This window comes from Pseudomonas sp. GW821-FHT09H03 (assembly GCF_059415945.1).
On the sequence record NZ_JBWKOF010000010.1, the window covers coordinates 222,362 to 238,151 of the forward strand.

Annotated in this window: 16 protein-coding genes and 2 pseudogenes; 8 read left to right on the forward strand and 10 right to left on the reverse strand. The window is 60.1% G+C overall.

Annotated features, from left to right (window positions below):
* Positions 1-101: 101 nt before the first annotated feature.
* Genes AC07OG_RS16625 through AC07OG_RS16665 form a run of 9 tightly spaced genes read right to left on the reverse strand, consistent with a single transcriptional unit; the run spans position 102 to position 8,169 of the window.
* Positions 102-827, reverse strand: a complete 726-nt coding sequence (locus AC07OG_RS16625; protein WP_495067528.1) for an ABC transporter ATP-binding protein — start codon at positions 825-827, stop codon at positions 102-104.
* A complete protein-coding gene (locus AC07OG_RS16630) occupies positions 820-1,608 on the reverse strand; it encodes an ABC transporter ATP-binding protein (RefSeq protein ID WP_218425681.1) in 789 nt (262 codons plus the stop codon). Before AC07OG_RS16630 ends, AC07OG_RS16625 begins: the two co-directional genes overlap by 8 nt.
* Positions 1,605-2,579 (reverse strand): branched-chain amino acid ABC transporter permease, encoded by a 975-nt coding sequence (locus AC07OG_RS16635; RefSeq protein WP_218425680.1) that lies wholly within the window; start codon positions 2,577-2,579, stop codon positions 1,605-1,607. The genes AC07OG_RS16630 and AC07OG_RS16635 overlap by 4 nt, the downstream gene beginning before the upstream one ends.
* The gene (locus tag AC07OG_RS16640) at positions 2,576-3,460 is read right to left on the reverse strand and encodes a branched-chain amino acid ABC transporter permease (protein WP_060540694.1); all 885 of its coding nucleotides are present in this window, start codon (positions 3,458-3,460) and stop codon (positions 2,576-2,578) included. Before AC07OG_RS16640 ends, AC07OG_RS16635 begins: the two co-directional genes overlap by 4 nt.
* Positions 3,461-3,486: 26 nt before the next feature.
* Entirely contained in the window at positions 3,487-4,635 is a 1,149-nt protein-coding gene (locus AC07OG_RS16645) for an ABC transporter substrate-binding protein (protein WP_218425678.1), read from the reverse strand.
* Positions 4,636-4,684: 49 nt separating this feature from the next.
* Complete coding sequence (locus tag AC07OG_RS16650; RefSeq protein ID WP_060540696.1) at positions 4,685-5,248, reverse strand: NADPH-dependent FMN reductase; 564 nt, start codon at positions 5,246-5,248, stop codon at positions 4,685-4,687.
* 13 nt (positions 5,249-5,261) lie between these two features.
* Positions 5,262-6,455, reverse strand: a complete 1,194-nt coding sequence (locus AC07OG_RS16655) for a CaiB/BaiF CoA transferase family protein (protein ID WP_060540697.1) — start codon at positions 6,453-6,455, stop codon at positions 5,262-5,264.
* Complete coding sequence (locus AC07OG_RS16660) at positions 6,452-7,621, reverse strand: alpha/beta hydrolase family protein (protein WP_060540698.1); 1,170 nt, start codon at positions 7,619-7,621, stop codon at positions 6,452-6,454. The genes AC07OG_RS16655 and AC07OG_RS16660 overlap by 4 nt, the downstream gene beginning before the upstream one ends.
* Positions 7,622-7,641: 20 nt before the next feature.
* Positions 7,642-8,169 (reverse strand): VOC family protein, encoded by a 528-nt coding sequence (locus tag AC07OG_RS16665; RefSeq protein WP_495067529.1) that lies wholly within the window; start codon positions 8,167-8,169, stop codon positions 7,642-7,644.
* 111 nt (positions 8,170-8,280) lie between these two features.
* On the opposite strand from AC07OG_RS16665, the gene AC07OG_RS16670 reads away from it, so the two are divergent.
* From AC07OG_RS16670 to AC07OG_RS16700, 7 genes and pseudogenes are all read left to right on the forward strand, one after another.
* Complete coding sequence (locus tag AC07OG_RS16670) at positions 8,281-9,081, forward strand: IclR family transcriptional regulator (RefSeq protein ID WP_495067530.1); 801 nt, start codon at positions 8,281-8,283, stop codon at positions 9,079-9,081.
* A 37-nt stretch (positions 9,082-9,118) separates the two neighbouring features.
* Positions 9,119-9,244: pseudogene (locus tag AC07OG_RS16675) on the forward strand (type II toxin-antitoxin system HicB family antitoxin); the annotation flags it as partial.
* 226 nt (positions 9,245-9,470) lie between these two features.
* A complete protein-coding gene (locus tag AC07OG_RS16680; RefSeq protein WP_060540701.1) occupies positions 9,471-10,076 on the forward strand; it encodes a transglycosylase SLT domain-containing protein in 606 nt (201 codons plus the stop codon).
* A gap of 577 nt (positions 10,077-10,653) precedes the next feature.
* Positions 10,654-12,213 (forward strand): Fic family protein, encoded by a 1,560-nt coding sequence (locus AC07OG_RS16685; RefSeq protein ID WP_495067531.1) that lies wholly within the window; start codon positions 10,654-10,656, stop codon positions 12,211-12,213.
* Positions 12,173-12,346, forward strand: a pseudogene (locus tag AC07OG_RS16690) (transglycosylase SLT domain-containing protein); the annotation flags it as partial. The gene AC07OG_RS16685 and the pseudogene AC07OG_RS16690, both read left to right, overlap by 41 nt.
* Positions 12,347-12,586: 240 nt before the next feature.
* A complete protein-coding gene (locus tag AC07OG_RS16695; RefSeq protein ID WP_495067545.1) occupies positions 12,587-13,516 on the forward strand; it encodes an RHS repeat-associated core domain-containing protein in 930 nt (309 codons plus the stop codon).
* 128 nt (positions 13,517-13,644) lie between these two features.
* A complete protein-coding gene (locus tag AC07OG_RS16700; RefSeq protein WP_218425674.1) occupies positions 13,645-14,373 on the forward strand; it encodes a class I SAM-dependent methyltransferase in 729 nt (242 codons plus the stop codon).
* Positions 14,374-14,425: 52 nt separating this feature from the next.
* Here AC07OG_RS16700 and tam read toward each other — a convergent pair whose 3' ends face one another.
* Entirely contained in the window at positions 14,426-15,196 is a 771-nt protein-coding gene (gene tam, locus AC07OG_RS16705; RefSeq protein ID WP_495067532.1) for a trans-aconitate 2-methyltransferase, read from the reverse strand.
* 166 nt (positions 15,197-15,362) lie between these two features.
* On the opposite strand from tam, the gene AC07OG_RS16710 reads away from it, so the two are divergent.
* Positions 15,363-15,773 carry a low affinity iron permease family protein gene (locus AC07OG_RS16710; RefSeq protein ID WP_495067533.1) on the forward strand — a complete coding sequence of 137 codons (411 nt, stop codon included), beginning with the start codon at positions 15,363-15,365 and terminating at the stop codon, positions 15,771-15,773.
* Positions 15,774-15,790: the final 17 nt, after the last annotated feature.

Genomic DNA, 15,790 nt, shown 5'->3' on the forward strand with positions numbered 1-15,790 from the left:
CCTCATTAGGAGGTTGCAAAGGCCCGTCCGACACCTGTCGGCGTCGGCGGGGGCAGCGGATCATTCGGAGTCGGTTGACAGCGCGGTCAGATGCGCCGGCGTCAGGCCATGACCTCGTCGGCCAGCTCGAAGTAAAGGCTTTCCAGGTTGTCGCGGCGCGCCAGCTCAGCACTGGTTTGCTCCAGGGCGATGCGGCCCTTGATCAGTACAACGGCTCGTTGCGTGAAGGGCAGCGCAATGTCCAGCTTCTGCTCCACCAGCAACAGAGTCAGACCGTCGCCGCGCAACACCTCCAACGACTGCAGAATCTCTTCGACCACCCGGGGCGCGATCCCAAGGAAGGGTTCGTCGAGTAACAGCAGCCGCGGTTTCGACATCAGCGCGCGGCCGATGGCCACCATCTGCTGCTCGCCCCCGGACAGGGTGCCTGCCGCCTGATGGCGGCGCTCCGCCAACCTGGGGAACAGTTCGTAGACCCGCTGCAACTGCTCCTCGGCCGCCTGCTTGCCGCCGGGCAGCGTGATGGAACCGAGCATGAGGTTGTCCAGCACCGACATCGGCGCGAACATGCGTCGCCCTTCCGGCACTTGCACCAGACCGCGTCGCACAATCGTATCGCTGGTGAGTGCTACCAGATCAGATCCCTCGAGCAGGACCTGGCCCTTGCGCACCGGCAAGGTTGCGGACAGCGCGTTGACGAGCGTGGACTTCCCGGCGCCATTGGGGCCCAGCACGGCAACTGTTTCGCCTCGCGCAATCGAGAGGCTGAGATCGTCGATCACCGGGCCGTGGCCGTAGCCTGCTGAGAGGTTGCGTATTTCAAGCATTCTGCAGATCCTTTAAGTTGCCCAGGTAGGCCTGTACCACTTCCGGGTGCCGCTGGACCTCGGCTGCGGTGTCGTCGGCGATCTTGCGCCCGAAGTTCAGTACGGCCACGCGGTCCGCCAGGGACATCAAGAAGCGCATGTCGTGCTCGATCAGCAACACCGAGATGCCGCGTTTGGCAATCGTGCGCACGATCTCCTCCAGACGGCGGCACTCCGCAGCGGTCAGTCCGGCGGCGGGCTCATCGAACAACATCAGCCGGGGCTCCGCTGCCAGCGCGCGGGCGATCTCGAGCAGGCGGCCTTGTCCGAAAGACAGTGTGGCGACGTCGGCATCGCGAAACTCCGACAAGCCAACGAAATCGATCAGGGAGTCCGCCTTGGCCGCGGCTTGGCGCTCCGCACGAGCGGACGATCCAGTCCCTGCCAGGATCTGCCAGAGCGACGACGGCATACGACTGTGCATGCCCACCATCACGTTCTCGCGTACCGACATGCTCTCGAAAGGCTTGTTGTGCTGAAAGGTGCGCACAATCCCGCGCGGCGCAAAGCCGTGGGGACGCACCTTGCCCATGGGCTGTCCATCAAAGACGATCTCGCCGCTGGTGGGTGACAGCGCCCCGGCGATCATTGAGAAAGTGGTGCTCTTGCCGGCCCCGTTGGGCCCGATTACACCGAGGATTTCGCCCGGGTAGACGTCAAGATCAAGGTCGGCGACCGCATGCAGGCCGCCGAAGCGCCGACCCAGGCCGCGCACCTGCAGGAGGGGATTGTTGGCGCTCATGGCTGCACCTTCCGAAGTTGCACTTGCCCTTGGCGACCTTGCCCTTGACGACATTGCCTTGCGACACGATCCCAAATGCCGATCAGGCCACGCGGCTGGAAGATCACGACGAGTACCATGAACAGACCGAACACCAGTGCATGATGATGTCCGATCAGGGGCGACAGCAGCAGTGGCATGAGGTACAGCACTGTGGTGCCGATGATGGCGCCGGCCGGCCGGCCGGCGCCGCCAACGACGACCATGAACAGCAACTGGAACACGGCCTCCTGGCTGAAGATGGCCGGGTTGACGGTGTTATCCACGAAGGCGTAGACCATCCCGGCCACACCGGCCAGCGCACTGGTGATGGTGTAGGCCAGTACCTTGGTGCGGCGCACGTCCACGCCCATGGCGACGGCGGCTTCCGGGTTGTCACGGGCTGCGCGGCAGGCACGGCCAAACCAGGACCGGTCCAGACGCCACAACGTGGCAAAGGTTGCAAGCAAGAGCAACACGATCACCACCGTATACCAGGGGCCGGTGACGGTGACGCCGAACATCGCTGGCAGGCTGTAGTTGGTCAGGCCGCCAGTGGCACCGGTCACGGCTCCACCTTCGTTCAGCACCACGATGAATAGCTGAGCGAAGGCCAGTGTGGCCAGCGAGAGGTAGAAGCCGGCCAGGCGAGTGGCCGGAATGGCGACGATCAGCGCCAGCGCCAGGCAGACCGCCACCGTGGCGATGACAGCCAGCGGCAAAGGCAGGGCCAGTTGGGTGATGAAGATCACCACCGAGTAGGCGCCGATGCCGTAGAAGGCAATGTGCGAGAACGCAACCTGACCGCAGATGCCGAACAGGAAGTTGTAGCTCAGGGCCAATGTGATCCACAGCAGCAACTTGCGGTACACGTCCATCTGATAGCTGCCCAGGACAAAGGCCAGGCCAGATAGCACGAGGGCGGCGACGATGTAGCGTACGAGGGATTTCATATACGAGCCTCCCGGGCCTGTAGCAATCCGGTGGGGCGCACCAGTAGGAAGAGGATAAGCAGGACCAGCGGGACACCCATTGCCAGGCCGGCCGGGATGGGGGCGTAGCGCACCGTGAATTGCTCTACCAGGGCCAGCACGAGTCCGCCCAGCAGAGCCCCTTCGACGCGGCAGACGCCGCCTATCACCAACGCGGTGAAGCCTTGGACCGCCAGCGGCATGCCCATCATGTAGTGGGCCGAAATGTTGGGTGAGACCAACATGCCAGCCAGCCCGGCAACCGCCGCGCCCACCGCGAAGGATGCGGCTGTCACGCGCCCGAGGCGAATGCCCATGAGCGCGGCGGCACGACGATCGATCGCTACTGCCTCGAAGGACTTGCCGGTCAGTGTGCGTTCGAAGAAGTACCACACGCCGACGAAGACCAGTGCGGTGGCCGCGATGATGAAGAAGCTCTGGTACGAACCCGCGAGCACCCCGAGTTCGAATCGTCCGAAGCCCAGCGCAGGCGGCACCGGTTGCGGATCGGCACCGAAGCCGATGGAGATCAACTCGCGAAACACCACCAGCATGCCCAGCAGCGCAAGCACGGGCGCCACATGGGGCGCGCCTTTCTCCACCAGCGGGCGCACCGCCAGCCGTTCGGTGAGCCAGCCGATCACCAGCATCAACAGCAGCACCAGGACCATGGCCAGCGGATAGGGTATCTCGATGAGCGAGAGCGCGACGAAGGCCCCGAAGGCGGCCACCATGGCCCACTCACCCACCGCGAAATTGATGATGCCGGTAGGCCGGTTGATCAACAGATAAGCCAGGGCCACCAGACCATATATGCAGCCGCTGGCGGCGGCGCTGACAAGCAGTTCCAGAAAGTCGTTCATAGGATTCCTTACAGTAGCCTGGGGGCTTACTTGGTACCGGTGTGAACGACCGGCCCCTGCTTGTCGCCGGTGTAGACGCGCACGACCATGCCATTGGGATCGAAGCCGGTTCGCTTGTCGTCGGCGAAGCCATAGCCGGTACCGGTTGCACCCATCACGCCGACATAGTCCCTGGTTGCCTGCATGGCCTGGCGCACCTTTTCCTTGTCGGTACTGCCGGCGCGCTGGATCGCGTCGGCGACCAGCATCATCCCGTCGTATCCGTAGCCATTGAGGTTGTAGGGCTCGTTGCCGACTTCCTTCTTGAACGATTCGACGAAGCGGGCGACTTCTGGCTTGGCGGGATCAAATGCATCGACGAAGACAAGCTCGTCTAGCAAGCCCTTGGCCACTGCGGCGGTTTGCGGCGTCGAGAAGTTGAAGTTACCCAGCAAGGCGGACTTCATGCCCAGCTGGCGATAGGCACGCAGGATGAGGGCGTTTTCAGGCGTCAGGAAGCCAGTGAGAAAGATGGCCTCCGGATTGGCTGCGCGCACTTTCTGCATCTGCGGCTCGGCCGTGGTGGTACCGCGCGAGATCATCTCCTCGGCGACGACCTGCATGCCGGCCTTCTCGAGACCGGCCTTGAATGACTTGGTGGTGAGCTGGCTCAGCTCCGTGTTGTCAGACACCACGGCCACCTTGACGTACTTCTTGTTGGCCGCATAGGACAGCAGCGTGGCGATCTGGGTCGACCCCAGCGGGCCGGTCTGCCAGAAGTTGGGATTGCTGAGCTGGGTCGTCAAGGTGTCGCCGCTATTGCTCGGGGCCAACTGGGGCGTCTTCGTTTCCACCGTCACAGTCTGCACTTGTTGCGTCGCCGGAGTCAGCGAATTGGACAGGATGAACACCGCGCCAGCATCCACGAGCTTGCGCGCGGCGGTGGCCGAAATGTCCGGACGGCCCTGGTCGTCCTCCACAAGCAGTTCGATCTGGCGGCCGAGCAGGCCACCCTTGGCGTTGAGTTGCTTGACCGCGAAGGTGACACCGGCCGAGACCGGCTCGGCATACGGCTTCGCCGGCCCGACCTTGTCGGTGATCATGCCGATTTTGATGGTGTCCTCTGCCATGGCCGGCAACGCCACCAAGAGGGTGCAGCCAAGGGCTGCTCGAATAGCTTTGCTGAATGTGTTCATGGTTTGTCCCGGATTGTTGTTATTGGGATCGCAGTTTTGGGAATCGCAGTTATCTATCGCGCGGGGTGACCTGTGTGATCCATTCGTTCAAGGCGTGCATCTGCGCGCCCAGTAGCCCGCGGGTCGTTTCATCCACGAGCCTGCCGTCGGCGTCGAACCGCTGGGCGCAAAGACCGATGAAGATCTCCGGACGCGGCAGCACGATGGCTTCCAGGCAGCCCAGGACCTTGCGCAGTTCGTATTGCTGCCGCGCGCCGCCGACAGGACCGGGGGTGACCGACAGCAGCGCTACCGGCTTGTTCTTGAAGGGCTGGGGCGTCGTGCGGGACAGCCAGTCGATCGCGTTCTTGAGCGTGCCGCTGATCGAAAAGTTGTACTCGGGGCTGGCGATCAGCAGCGCGTCGGCGCACCGGATTTCTTCGGCCAGACGCAGGACTTCTGCCGGAATGCCCTGCTCCTCGACATCGCCGTCATATACAGGAATGCCCCGCAGGCTGCCTTCGACCATTCGCATATGCGAGGGCATGTTCTCTGCCGCCGCGAGCAGGCCACTACGGTTGTAGGACTGACGCCGCAAGCTGCCGCAGATACCCAGGATTTGTAGATTCTTCATGTGGTTGTTTTCCTCAAGCAATCACTGCTGACTCGCGCAGCCGATGGATGTCTTCTTCCGATACACCTGCAGCGCGCAGGACCTCGGTGGTGTGCTGACCGAGGTCAGGGCCCATGCTCGTGATCTGCCCCGGCGTGGCACTGAGCTTTGGGGTGATGCCGGGGACGCGCAAGGTGGAGCCGTCAGCGAGGGAGACCTCGGGCACCATTTCGCGCGCCAGGAACTGCGGGTGGTCGATCATGTCGGCCACTGTGAACACTCGGCCGGCGGGGACCTTGGCATCTGCGAGCGCCTGCAGTGCATCGACCAGCGAATGCTGCCGGGTCCATGTTGCAATGGCTTCGTCGATCACAGTCATGGCCTTGACTCGTCCCGGATTGCTAGCGAGTTCCGGGGCCACGCCAAGATCATTGCGTCCAACCAGCGCCATGAGCCGGCGGTAAATGCTGTCGCCATTGCCGGCGATCAGCACGAACTGCCCGTCTGCGCAGGGGTAGGCATTGGTGGGGGCCACACCAGGTAACGCGCTACCCGCCGGTTCCCTCATCATGCCGAAGCGATCGAATTCGGGAATGGCGCCCTCCATCATGTTGAACACCGATTCGTAGAGGGCGACGTCCACCATTTGGCCCTGGCCGCCGCGCACGTCGCGGTGGTAGAGCGCCATCAGCAGGCCGATCACGCCATGCAAGGCTGACAGCGAATCACCGATGCTGATGGCGGGCCGTATCGGTGCGCGGCCAGGCTCGCCGGTAATGTGGCGCAGGCCGCCCATCGCCTCTGCGATGACACCGAAGCCGGGCTGGTCACGCATCGGACCGGTCTGTCCGTAGCCGGAGATGCGCAGCATGATCAGGCGTGGGTTGAGCCGCGAGAGGGTCTCGAAGTCCAGCCCCCAGCCCTCCAGCGTGCCTGGTCGAAAATTCTCGATCAACACATCGGCCTCCATGGCCAGGCGACGCACCAGGGCTTGCCCCTCGGGGTGCTTGAGGTCCAGAGCCAGCGAGCGCTTGTTGCGCGACTGCACATGCCACCACACCGAAGTCTCGCCCTCGGGCGTGCGCCATGTCCGCAAGGGATCTCCGCCTTCGGGCGGTTCGATCTTGATGACGTCGGCACCGAAATCCGCCAGTGTCTTGGCAGCAAAGGGACCCGCAATCAGGGTACCCATTTCAATCACGCGCAGACCGGAAAGTGGAGTTGTCATGGGAGTCTCCTCTCGTACTGTTCAGCCCAGCCGCCGATCAAGGCGACAGCCTTTTTCAGGTGTTCCGGCTGACCCTTGAAATAATGGTTGGCACCGGGCAGCAACTCGAAGCGCTTGTCGGTGCTGGCGCAGGCCTCGTAGAGCAGGCGCATGTCGGGCTGCGGGACGGCGTCGTCGCCACCATGTTCGATGGCCAGCAGCGGCACCGTTATTGCGCGGGCGCAGGTTTCGCCGTCGGCCTGCGAGTCATCCAGTGACCATTGCGACAACCAGGAGCGCAGCATCGAGAAGCGCGCCAGGCCGACCGGTCCGCTGTTAACGGTTTCCGGAACGCCCAGGTAGCAACCGGGGGCCCGGTCGTTGGAATCGATGCGCAAATCGAGGAAGCGAGGGTCGGCCATGGTGCGATGGGTCACGAAGCCGCGTTCCATTTCGGCCCCGCCCGTGCGGCGCAGTTCGTCCAGGGTTTCGCGCACTCGCACGGTGATGCGCCGAATCCGGGCAACCTGGGCCGCACGGTACTCGGCGAGCCAGTCCGCGGGGTAAGGAGCGCGCACCGGCTGGATTGACGAGTAGATGTCCAGACGCGGATCGCGGCGGGTGGGGTCGCCTTCGTCAAGTACCGAAGGATCGATCCAGTCGGCGAGGCAGCGAGCTCGCGAACGATGCGCCGCTTCCAGCACCAAGCCGTCCGCCGGCCAGAGCTGGGCTGCCGTGAGGTCAACCGGATCGCCGGCAGGCGTGTGAGTGATGGTCGGTTGCTGGGCCTGCGACTGATAGAACAGGCTCAGCGATCCGCCGCCGGACCAGCCCAGCAGGATCACCTTCTTGTAGCCCAAGACCTCTTTGGCATAACGCACGCAGGCGCCAAGGTCCAGCGCGACTTTTTCGTAGATCAGCGCGGTGTCGTTCTTGGCATAGCGGCTTCCCATGCACAGCACCGAGTGACCCGCTTGTGCCATGGCGCCCGGCAGTGGCAACAGCTGCAGCGTGGAACTGGGGTGCATCATCAAGAAGACGGTATGGCGCCCGCCCTCGCGTGGCCGGATCAGCACTCCCTCCAGATTGACGACGCCTTGACTGCCGACGAAGCCGTAGCTCTCCGTGACCAAGCTGGACTCGGGGTAGCCCACATGCACCCACTGGTGTTCAATATCTTGAGTCATCCGACGTCTCCTTCAGCAACTCAGACCGTTACGGCGCGCCGGGCGGCCTTTTCGGACATCCACTTGCCCAGTTCCACATGAGCTGTTTCAATATCAGAATTAGAGACTGGCTCATCCGACATGTCGATCGTCAACTCAAGGCGAACGCCATTGGGGTCGAAGAAGTAGATCGAACGTACGAATCCGTGGTCGGTAATGCCGAGGACCTCGATGCCGACACTTTCGAGTTTCTGTCGAACCCGCTCCATGGCGCCCATCGAGTCGACCTTCAGGGCAAGATGGTTGACCCAGGCCGGAGTGTTGGGGGAAGGCTGCGCCGCCGTGTCGTCGCCAAGGTCAAAGAAAGCGATAGAAGAGCCATCGCACAGACTGAAGAAAAGATGCGCGAAGGGGTAGTTCTCCCCCGTGCTGGGCACGCTGTCGGCAAGAACGACGTGGGTCAGCGGCAAGCCCAGGATGTCCTCGTAGAAGGCGCGGGTTTCCTCTGCGTCGCGGCATCGCCATGCAAAATGATGAAGGCGCCGGATGGGTTCAAAAGTCTTGGGCATGGGCTAAGCCTCTATGTTGTTGTTTTGGAGAATATGAGGAAAATAACGTAAAGTGTCAAATATTGAGATTTTACATACGACCGACGGCAATCACCCTGGAGTCCCCGCTCGATGAGCAAATTTGTCCGAATGACCGATGTGCTGGATCTATTTTCCGAGAGCGATACCCTGCTGACAGCAGAGATGGTCGCTGCGCGCCTTCAACTGTCTCGCCCCACGGCTTTCCGCTACCTGCGCGAACTGTCGACGGCCGGCTTCCTGGCCAATTACTCCGGCCACTACTCGCTGGGAGCGCGGATCATCATGCTGGACTACCGGATTCGTCAGTCGGACCCGCTGCTCAAAGCGGCACGCGATCCCCTGCAGCACCTCTCCGAGGAAACCGGATTCACCAGCTTCCTTTGCCGCATGTACAACGATGAAGTAGTCAATGTGCACCAGCAGGTCGGCCGCTACCCAGCGGGTGAGGCCTTCGCGCGAGGACATCCGATGCCAATGTTTCGCGGCGCGCCGTCGCAGGCCATGCTCGCCTTCCTGCCACCGGCGCGCCTGCGCAAGATCTGTGAAAAGCATATGGACGACCCCGACCTCCAACGGCTGGGTGCCGACTGGCCTGCGCAGAAGGCCCACTTCTCCGACGTACGGAAGCGGGGGTACTACCTCTCAGAACAAGAACTGGAGGCCGGCGCCATGGGCTTGGCCGTTCCCATCCTGATGCCACCTGTGGGCCTGGTGGGGTCCATCGCCCTGGTGTTCGATGTGGAACGGCGTGCATTGATCAATATCGAGGGCTGCGCGGCGCTCGCCCAGCGGCAGGCGAGCGAGATTGCACGGCGCCTCGCCGAGCTCGGCGCGGGAACCCGGATCGACGATCCTGGTATGTCGGCGCCGATTGAAACGGCGCTGCTCTGACGAGCCCGAAGCGCTGAGTCCTCGGAGGACGATCAACATGCTTTACCCGATTGCGATTTCAATGGGCGACGAAAAACACGCCTGGGGCGTGGAAGTCCCTGACATTGCGGGGTGCTTTTCCGCCGGAGCTCGCCTCGGCGGCGCTCAAGGTGTTGCAACAGAGCGGATGACTTTGTTTCAGTGATGTACCTCTGGGCCCCAAGTGGCCGGTTTTTTGTGCGCAAGTGTGTTGGCTCAACGGTAGCAAGACGTTACAAACCCATCTTGCGTATCGGGTGACCCGGTCGATCAGGAAGGCATCAGACATTGCTGTCGGTGCTTTGGTCCATAGGAATCAGGAGCCGCATACATGGACTGACGGCGCCCTACTCCTTTCAGAGATGTTATGAATGAAGCAAAGGCGAACGTGGATATTTTTGCTGTTTCTGATGATTTTGACGGGCTGCGCAACGGCGCCACCCAAAGACCAGAACAACCTCTGCAACATTTATCGTGAATACCCGGACTGGTACGAAGACTCCCTGGACATGCAGAAGGCATGGGGCACGCCTCTACCTGTGGCGATGGCGATCATGAAGCAGGAAAGCAGTTTTGTTTCCGATGCACTCCCCCCTCGCGACTACCTGCTGTGGGTCATCCCCTGGGGCCGGGTCAGTTCCGCATACGGCTACGCACAAGCGCAGGATCCTGTGTGGGGCGAGTACAAGGACGGCACCGGCAATGGCGGCTCACGGGACAACTTCGATGACGCGATCATGTTCATCGGCTGGTACACCACCGGCACCCAGCGCCAACTCGGGATCTCCAAATGGGATGCTTACAACCAGTATCTGGCCTACCACGAAGGTCGTGGCGGCTATAGTCGCGGCTCCCATCTCAGCAAGCCATGGCTGATACAAGTGGCGCGCAAAGTGGAGCAACAATCGCGCAACTACCAAGCGCAGTTGAAGCAGTGCAGCCAGGAACTGGAGAATGATCGCAGCTGGTTTTTCTGAGTAACGCGTCCACGGGCGCAAGCTCAAGGGCTGCCCCCCTCGTGGATGTGTAGAGATATAAAACCGGTCTTGAAGGCCTAATGCTGATCAGTTAAGGCATCAAACACCGCAACCCTTATGGGAGCGAACCTTTGTGGCGAGGGGGCTTGTCGGAACGCCGCATCGCCCCGCTGGACTGCGCAGCAGTCCCATTTTCTCGGGCCGCTTCGCGACCCAACGGGGCGATGCGGCGTTCCGCCACTAAGTTTCACTCCCTCAGGAATTGTCCCTAACTGATCGGCATTAGTCTTGAAGGCCTTTTTTTGTTTGGATTTGCTGGAATTAGACCGTTGGCTAAATTGGCGACTCTTCGACAAAAATCCCCGTCCGCATTTTCGTCCATCTTCCGCTGATCGGTGACCGAGCGCTGGCGCCGGATACCGACTACCTTAGGTCCTGTTAACGTTTTTCTCGCAGACACCATATTTAGTATCAAATTTCCTTCAGCATTAGTGATTTTACACTGAAGAAATTAACGTTTTGCCATAAAATCGCTTTCTTGTTAGCCTTTTTCTTGCCTCGATAAAGGATTTCGTCAATGCAAGTCGGTTTTCAGACCCTCGCGAACCGTCACAACATCGCTCTGGCACAGCCACTGCGCGTTGAGTCGATAATCGGCACTGTGCGAGTCAGTCGTGAAAGTGGCGGGAAGGTGGAGAACCGGTATCCACCAAGGTATCGCCCCACGGACGATTTCGCAGGTCATTTCGAGTTCGGCCTCAAGTACGAAGAGATTCATCTTGAGTTCTTTGCTCGCCTGTTTGCGGCCATAGGCCCGCAGCCTATCGAGGACTGGTGTCGACGTGAACCTTTCGGACAATACGCCCGGCGCACGGGATTCTTTTATGAATGGCTGACAGGCGAACGCCTGGATGTGCCTGACGTGACCAATGGCGCTTATGTTCAGGCACTTTCTCCCCAAGACTACCTGACTCGACGTGAGGCACTGCGAACGCGGCGTTGGCGGATCAATAACAACCTGCCAGGCACAGCTGGTTTTTGCCCCGTGGTTCGTCGAACAGCGCCAGTGCAGGAAGCTCTGCAATTCGATCTGCGCGAGGCGTTGGATGAGTTGGACCAAACCTTTGGCCCAGATATCCTGATGCGTACGGCCAGTTGGCTGACATTCAAGGAATCGCGCGCAAGCTTCCTCATCGAAAAGGAAGCCGACCAGGCCGACCGCATCCAGCGGTTTGCCCATGTTATTGCTCAACACTGCGGCCATATAGAAAACCCGTTGAGCAACGACAGCCTGACGTCCATGCAAGCCGGCATCCTGGGACGTGACGCGATCGGACTGGGATTACGTCGCTCTCCTGAGTTTGTGGGGCAGGCCACAATGCGCGAGGACATCGTGCATTACATTGCTCCTCATTCTGCGGATCTTGCCGGGCTATTGGCAGGGCTCAACGAGTTTGAGGTCGCAACCCGTGGCGCGGAGTCAATAGCACGTGCCGCCGTGTTGGCATTTGGTTTCGTGTACATCCATCCGATGCGCGATGGCAATGGCCGGATTCATCGGTTCCTGATCAACGACACCCTGATTCGGGATAAGGCAGTGCCTGACGGTGTGATATTGCCGGTATCAGCCACCATCACAAGCTCGATCGACTTCAGGGCGGGCTACGATCGTACACTCGAAGTGTTTTCGCGACCGTTCATGCGACGCTACGCGACGGCCTATCGGTTCGGCGAACTGGTGACCTACGAGGACGGGACACCAAGCAACTTCATCTTCGATGAATACGAGGACGCCTGCTTCACTTGGCGATATCCCGATCTGACCGAACACGTCCTGTACACCGCTCGCGTCGTCGAACATACGATTCGAAAGGAAATGGCGGATGAAGCCAGAGTATTGGTGATTTTTCAGCGCGCTCAGGAGCAGTTGAAAGAGGTTGTGGAAATGCCGGACCAGGACGCGAACCGCATTATCCGCTCCATCAAGGAGAACGGCTGGATAGTGTCCGGCAAACTAAAGAAATCGTATCCGCTGCTAGAAGATGAGCATATTGCAGAACGTGTTGTGGAGGCCGTGCGCTCTGCGTTCGAGGAACAGTCAGTATCTGGCCTACCACGAAGGTCGTGGCGACTATAGTCGCGGCTCCCATCTCAGCAAGCCTTGGCTGATACAAGTGGCGCGCAAAGTGGAACAACAATCGCGCAACTACCAGGCGCAACTGAAGCAGTGCAGCCAGAAACTGGAAGATGATCGCAGCTGGTTTTTCTGAGTGGCTCGCTCTACTGGCACAAGCTGCCACGTCTGCCCCTCGGGGGGGTGTGTAGAAATACGAGAAACCGGTCGTGATGGCCGGTTTTTTGAGCCTGGATCTGGTGGATTGGACCAAACATGTCGAACAGGAAAGCTCATTACAGGACCCAGCACTATCAGTTCTGCTAGTACAGACGTCAGAGCAATTACTGTAAAACAACCACACCATCCTCTTTAACACGTAGGTGCAAACCCTATGATGTCACCCAAATCGATAAAAAGCCGACATACGATTCTACTCGCCACCAACCAGAGTCAATCCGTTCAGGCAGAAGTGAGTCAGGGTGACGCACACGCGATAACATACACCGCCTACGGGCACCTCTCAGCTGGCCGCCCAGTTTCGACCCAGCTGGGTTTCAATGGCGAGTTGCGGGAATCTCGTACTAGCTGGTACATGCTGGGCAATGGCTATCGGGCCTATAACCCGGCGCTGATGCGTTTCCACAGTCCCGACAGGTTGAGCCCATTCGGGGCGGGTGGAGTAAACCCCTACATGTACTGTGGCGCAGACCCCATAAATCGTCGCGATCCAACAGGACGCGTCGCTGTTCCGGCCATTGCGATTCACCTTGCGGGGACCGCAGGTGGATATTTCTCGCTCATGGGCATAGCTAATTCAGTGAAAAACTTTGCTCATTTAAACGGGGCGAGAGCTTTGGCGCTTGGGTCGGGGGGAGCCGGCGTGCTTCTCGCTACGGCAGCGGTTGCAACTTCCTCCCCCGTTCTGGCAGCTGCGAGTGTGGCAGCAGGGACAGCCAGCTTGACGTTTGCCTTGAGGGGGGCATTAGCAGAAACAGCAAGAGTAACCCTACGGGGTGCGTCGGTAGCTTCACTTGTCGATACCTCTACACTTTCCCGTTCATCACTCCTAAGATCGAACCTGAGCACGCCACCAGTTACAGTTAACAGGTCACCGATGGCTCAACCCTCTATTGCTCCCACTCACGCAACTACACGCGCTCCTCAGACTCCCGAACCTGCGGTGCACAATGCACATGCTGCGGGAGATCAGGAGGCACTACTGAATCGCCCTGAACGAGTGACCGCCCGAAGGAGTGATTTACCAACACTGCAGTTCGTGGATGAAACGATCCTGGCAGGCCAAAAAATCAGAAGCGCCCACTAAGCAATGATTTTCACATTTCACCAATGTAACTCAGGCACAAGGCGTAACCTCATGTACGAACCTCTGCCAAAGGCTTGATCCACTACTATGTTCGGGCCTGCCTCGTTTCCCGGTACATGGACTTTTGCATGACTCAAAACATCTACGACAACCCCGATTTCTTCCACGGCTACAGCCAGATGGCCCGCTCCATCGGCGGCCTGGATGCAGCACCCGAATGGCCTGCACTCAGAGCAATGTTGCCACCCATGCAAGGCCTGAAGGTCGTGGATCTGGGCTGCGGCTACGGTTGGTTCTGTCGCTGGTCCAGCGAGCAAGGCGTCGGCAGCGTACTCGGCCTGGACGTTTCGCAAAAGATGCTGGAGCAGGCACGCAAGACCACCTCGGCATCAAGCGTGCGCTACGAACGTGCGGACATGGAGCACCTCGATCTGCCGGCCGCCAGTTTCGACCTGGCCTACAGCTCTTTGGCCCTGCATTACATCAAGGACTTGCCGAGGCTATTCACGACTATCCACGCAGCCCTCAAGCCCGGTTCGCGCTTCGTGTTCTCCATCGAGCATCCGATCTTCATGGCGCCGCGCAATCCTGGGTGGATCATCGATACCGAGGGCCGCAAGAGCTGGCCCGTGGATAGCTATCAACTGGAAGGTGAGCGCGTGACCAACTGGCTGGCGGACGGCGTGATCAAGCAGCACCGGACCCTCGGCACCTTGCTCAACCTGCTGATTGGCGCGGGCTTCAACATCCTGCGAGTGGACGAATGGGGACCGACGGATGCCGAGGTAGCAGCGCAACCGGCACTGGCCGAAGAACGTGAGCGACCCATGATGATGTTGCTCAGTGTTCAGCGCTGATGGATGAGGCAAGGGGGCAGACGACGCTCGGCGTGCCCTACCCCTTCAGGTATTAGCGGGTCGCGACGATGAACAACCGCGGAAACGGCAACAGCACCGAGCCATCGGCCAGTGCCGGATAAGCCCGCTCGATGGCCGCCTGATACTGTTTCAGATACTCAGCCCGCTCCACCTCATCCAGCGGCTCGAGAAACGGCCGCAGGCCGCTGCCCTTGAACCACTCCACCACTCCCGAGGCTCCGTCGGCGAGCGGATGGTGGTAGGTGGTGCGCCATACATCGACTCGACTGCAGTGAGATTTCAGCATCGAATAGTAGCCAGCGGCATCGGCCATTTCCGTGCGTTGCCCGGTAGCGCTTGCCAGTTTGTTCGCCCAAGGGCCATCAGCAGCCACCTCACGCATCAAGCGGTGGGATGGCTGATTGAGATTGTCCGGCATCTGGATCGCCAGGCTGCCGCCCGGTGCAAGCTTGCTCACCAGCGCAGGCAATAACGTTGCGTGATCGGGTACCCACTGCAATACCGCGTTGGCGAAAATGACATCGAACGGGCCGCTGTCGCTCCAGGAGTCTATGTCTGCGATATCGAACTGCAATTGCGGCAAACGCTTGCGGGCGGCCTCGATCATGTCGGTGGAACTGTCCAGACCGCGCACCGTGGCGTTGGCAAAGCGCTCCACCAGCAACTCGGTCGAGTTACCCGGGCCGCAACCGATGTCGATGGCCGAGCGCACGTCCGCGGCCGGGATGGCCGCCAGCAAGTCGCGGGCGGGACGGGTGCGCTCATCTTCAAAAGCGACGTATTGTCTGGCGGACCAACTCATTGCGTTCTCCTTTTCGATGCCATGTCAGCGGACCGCTACGATACCGTTACGGGCACCGCCAAAGGTTTCGAAAAGCGATCATGCAACAGTCAGTAACAAACAGTCGAATTTTCATCCCGCCGCCAGTGTCTGAATTTCAGGCGCCCTCTCATAAGGAATCACGGCCATGAAGTTCGCAAAAGTCGCACAAAAACTCGCCCTGTGGGCTGGCAGTCCCAAGACGTTCCTGGGGGCGATCCTGTTGATTTTTCTATGGGGCCTGAGCGGTCCGATATTTGATTTCAACGATACCTGGCAACTGATCATCAACACCTCGACCACCATCATTACCTTCCTGATGGTGTTCCTGATTCAGAACACGCAAAACCGCGATACCGACATCTTGCACTTGAAGGTCGACGAGTTACTGCGAGTGACCAAGGAGGCGCAGAACGCGATGCTGGGGCTGGAAGCGCTCGACCTCAAGCAGCTCGAAGCCTTGAGAAAGCAGTATCGCAAACTGGGTGAAGGCCAGACCGTTTCCGTGGGTGGCGTCGTCGTTCAGGAAGAAGGCAAGCAGGATCTGAATAACTGCTGATCGCGATTTGCGGGTGG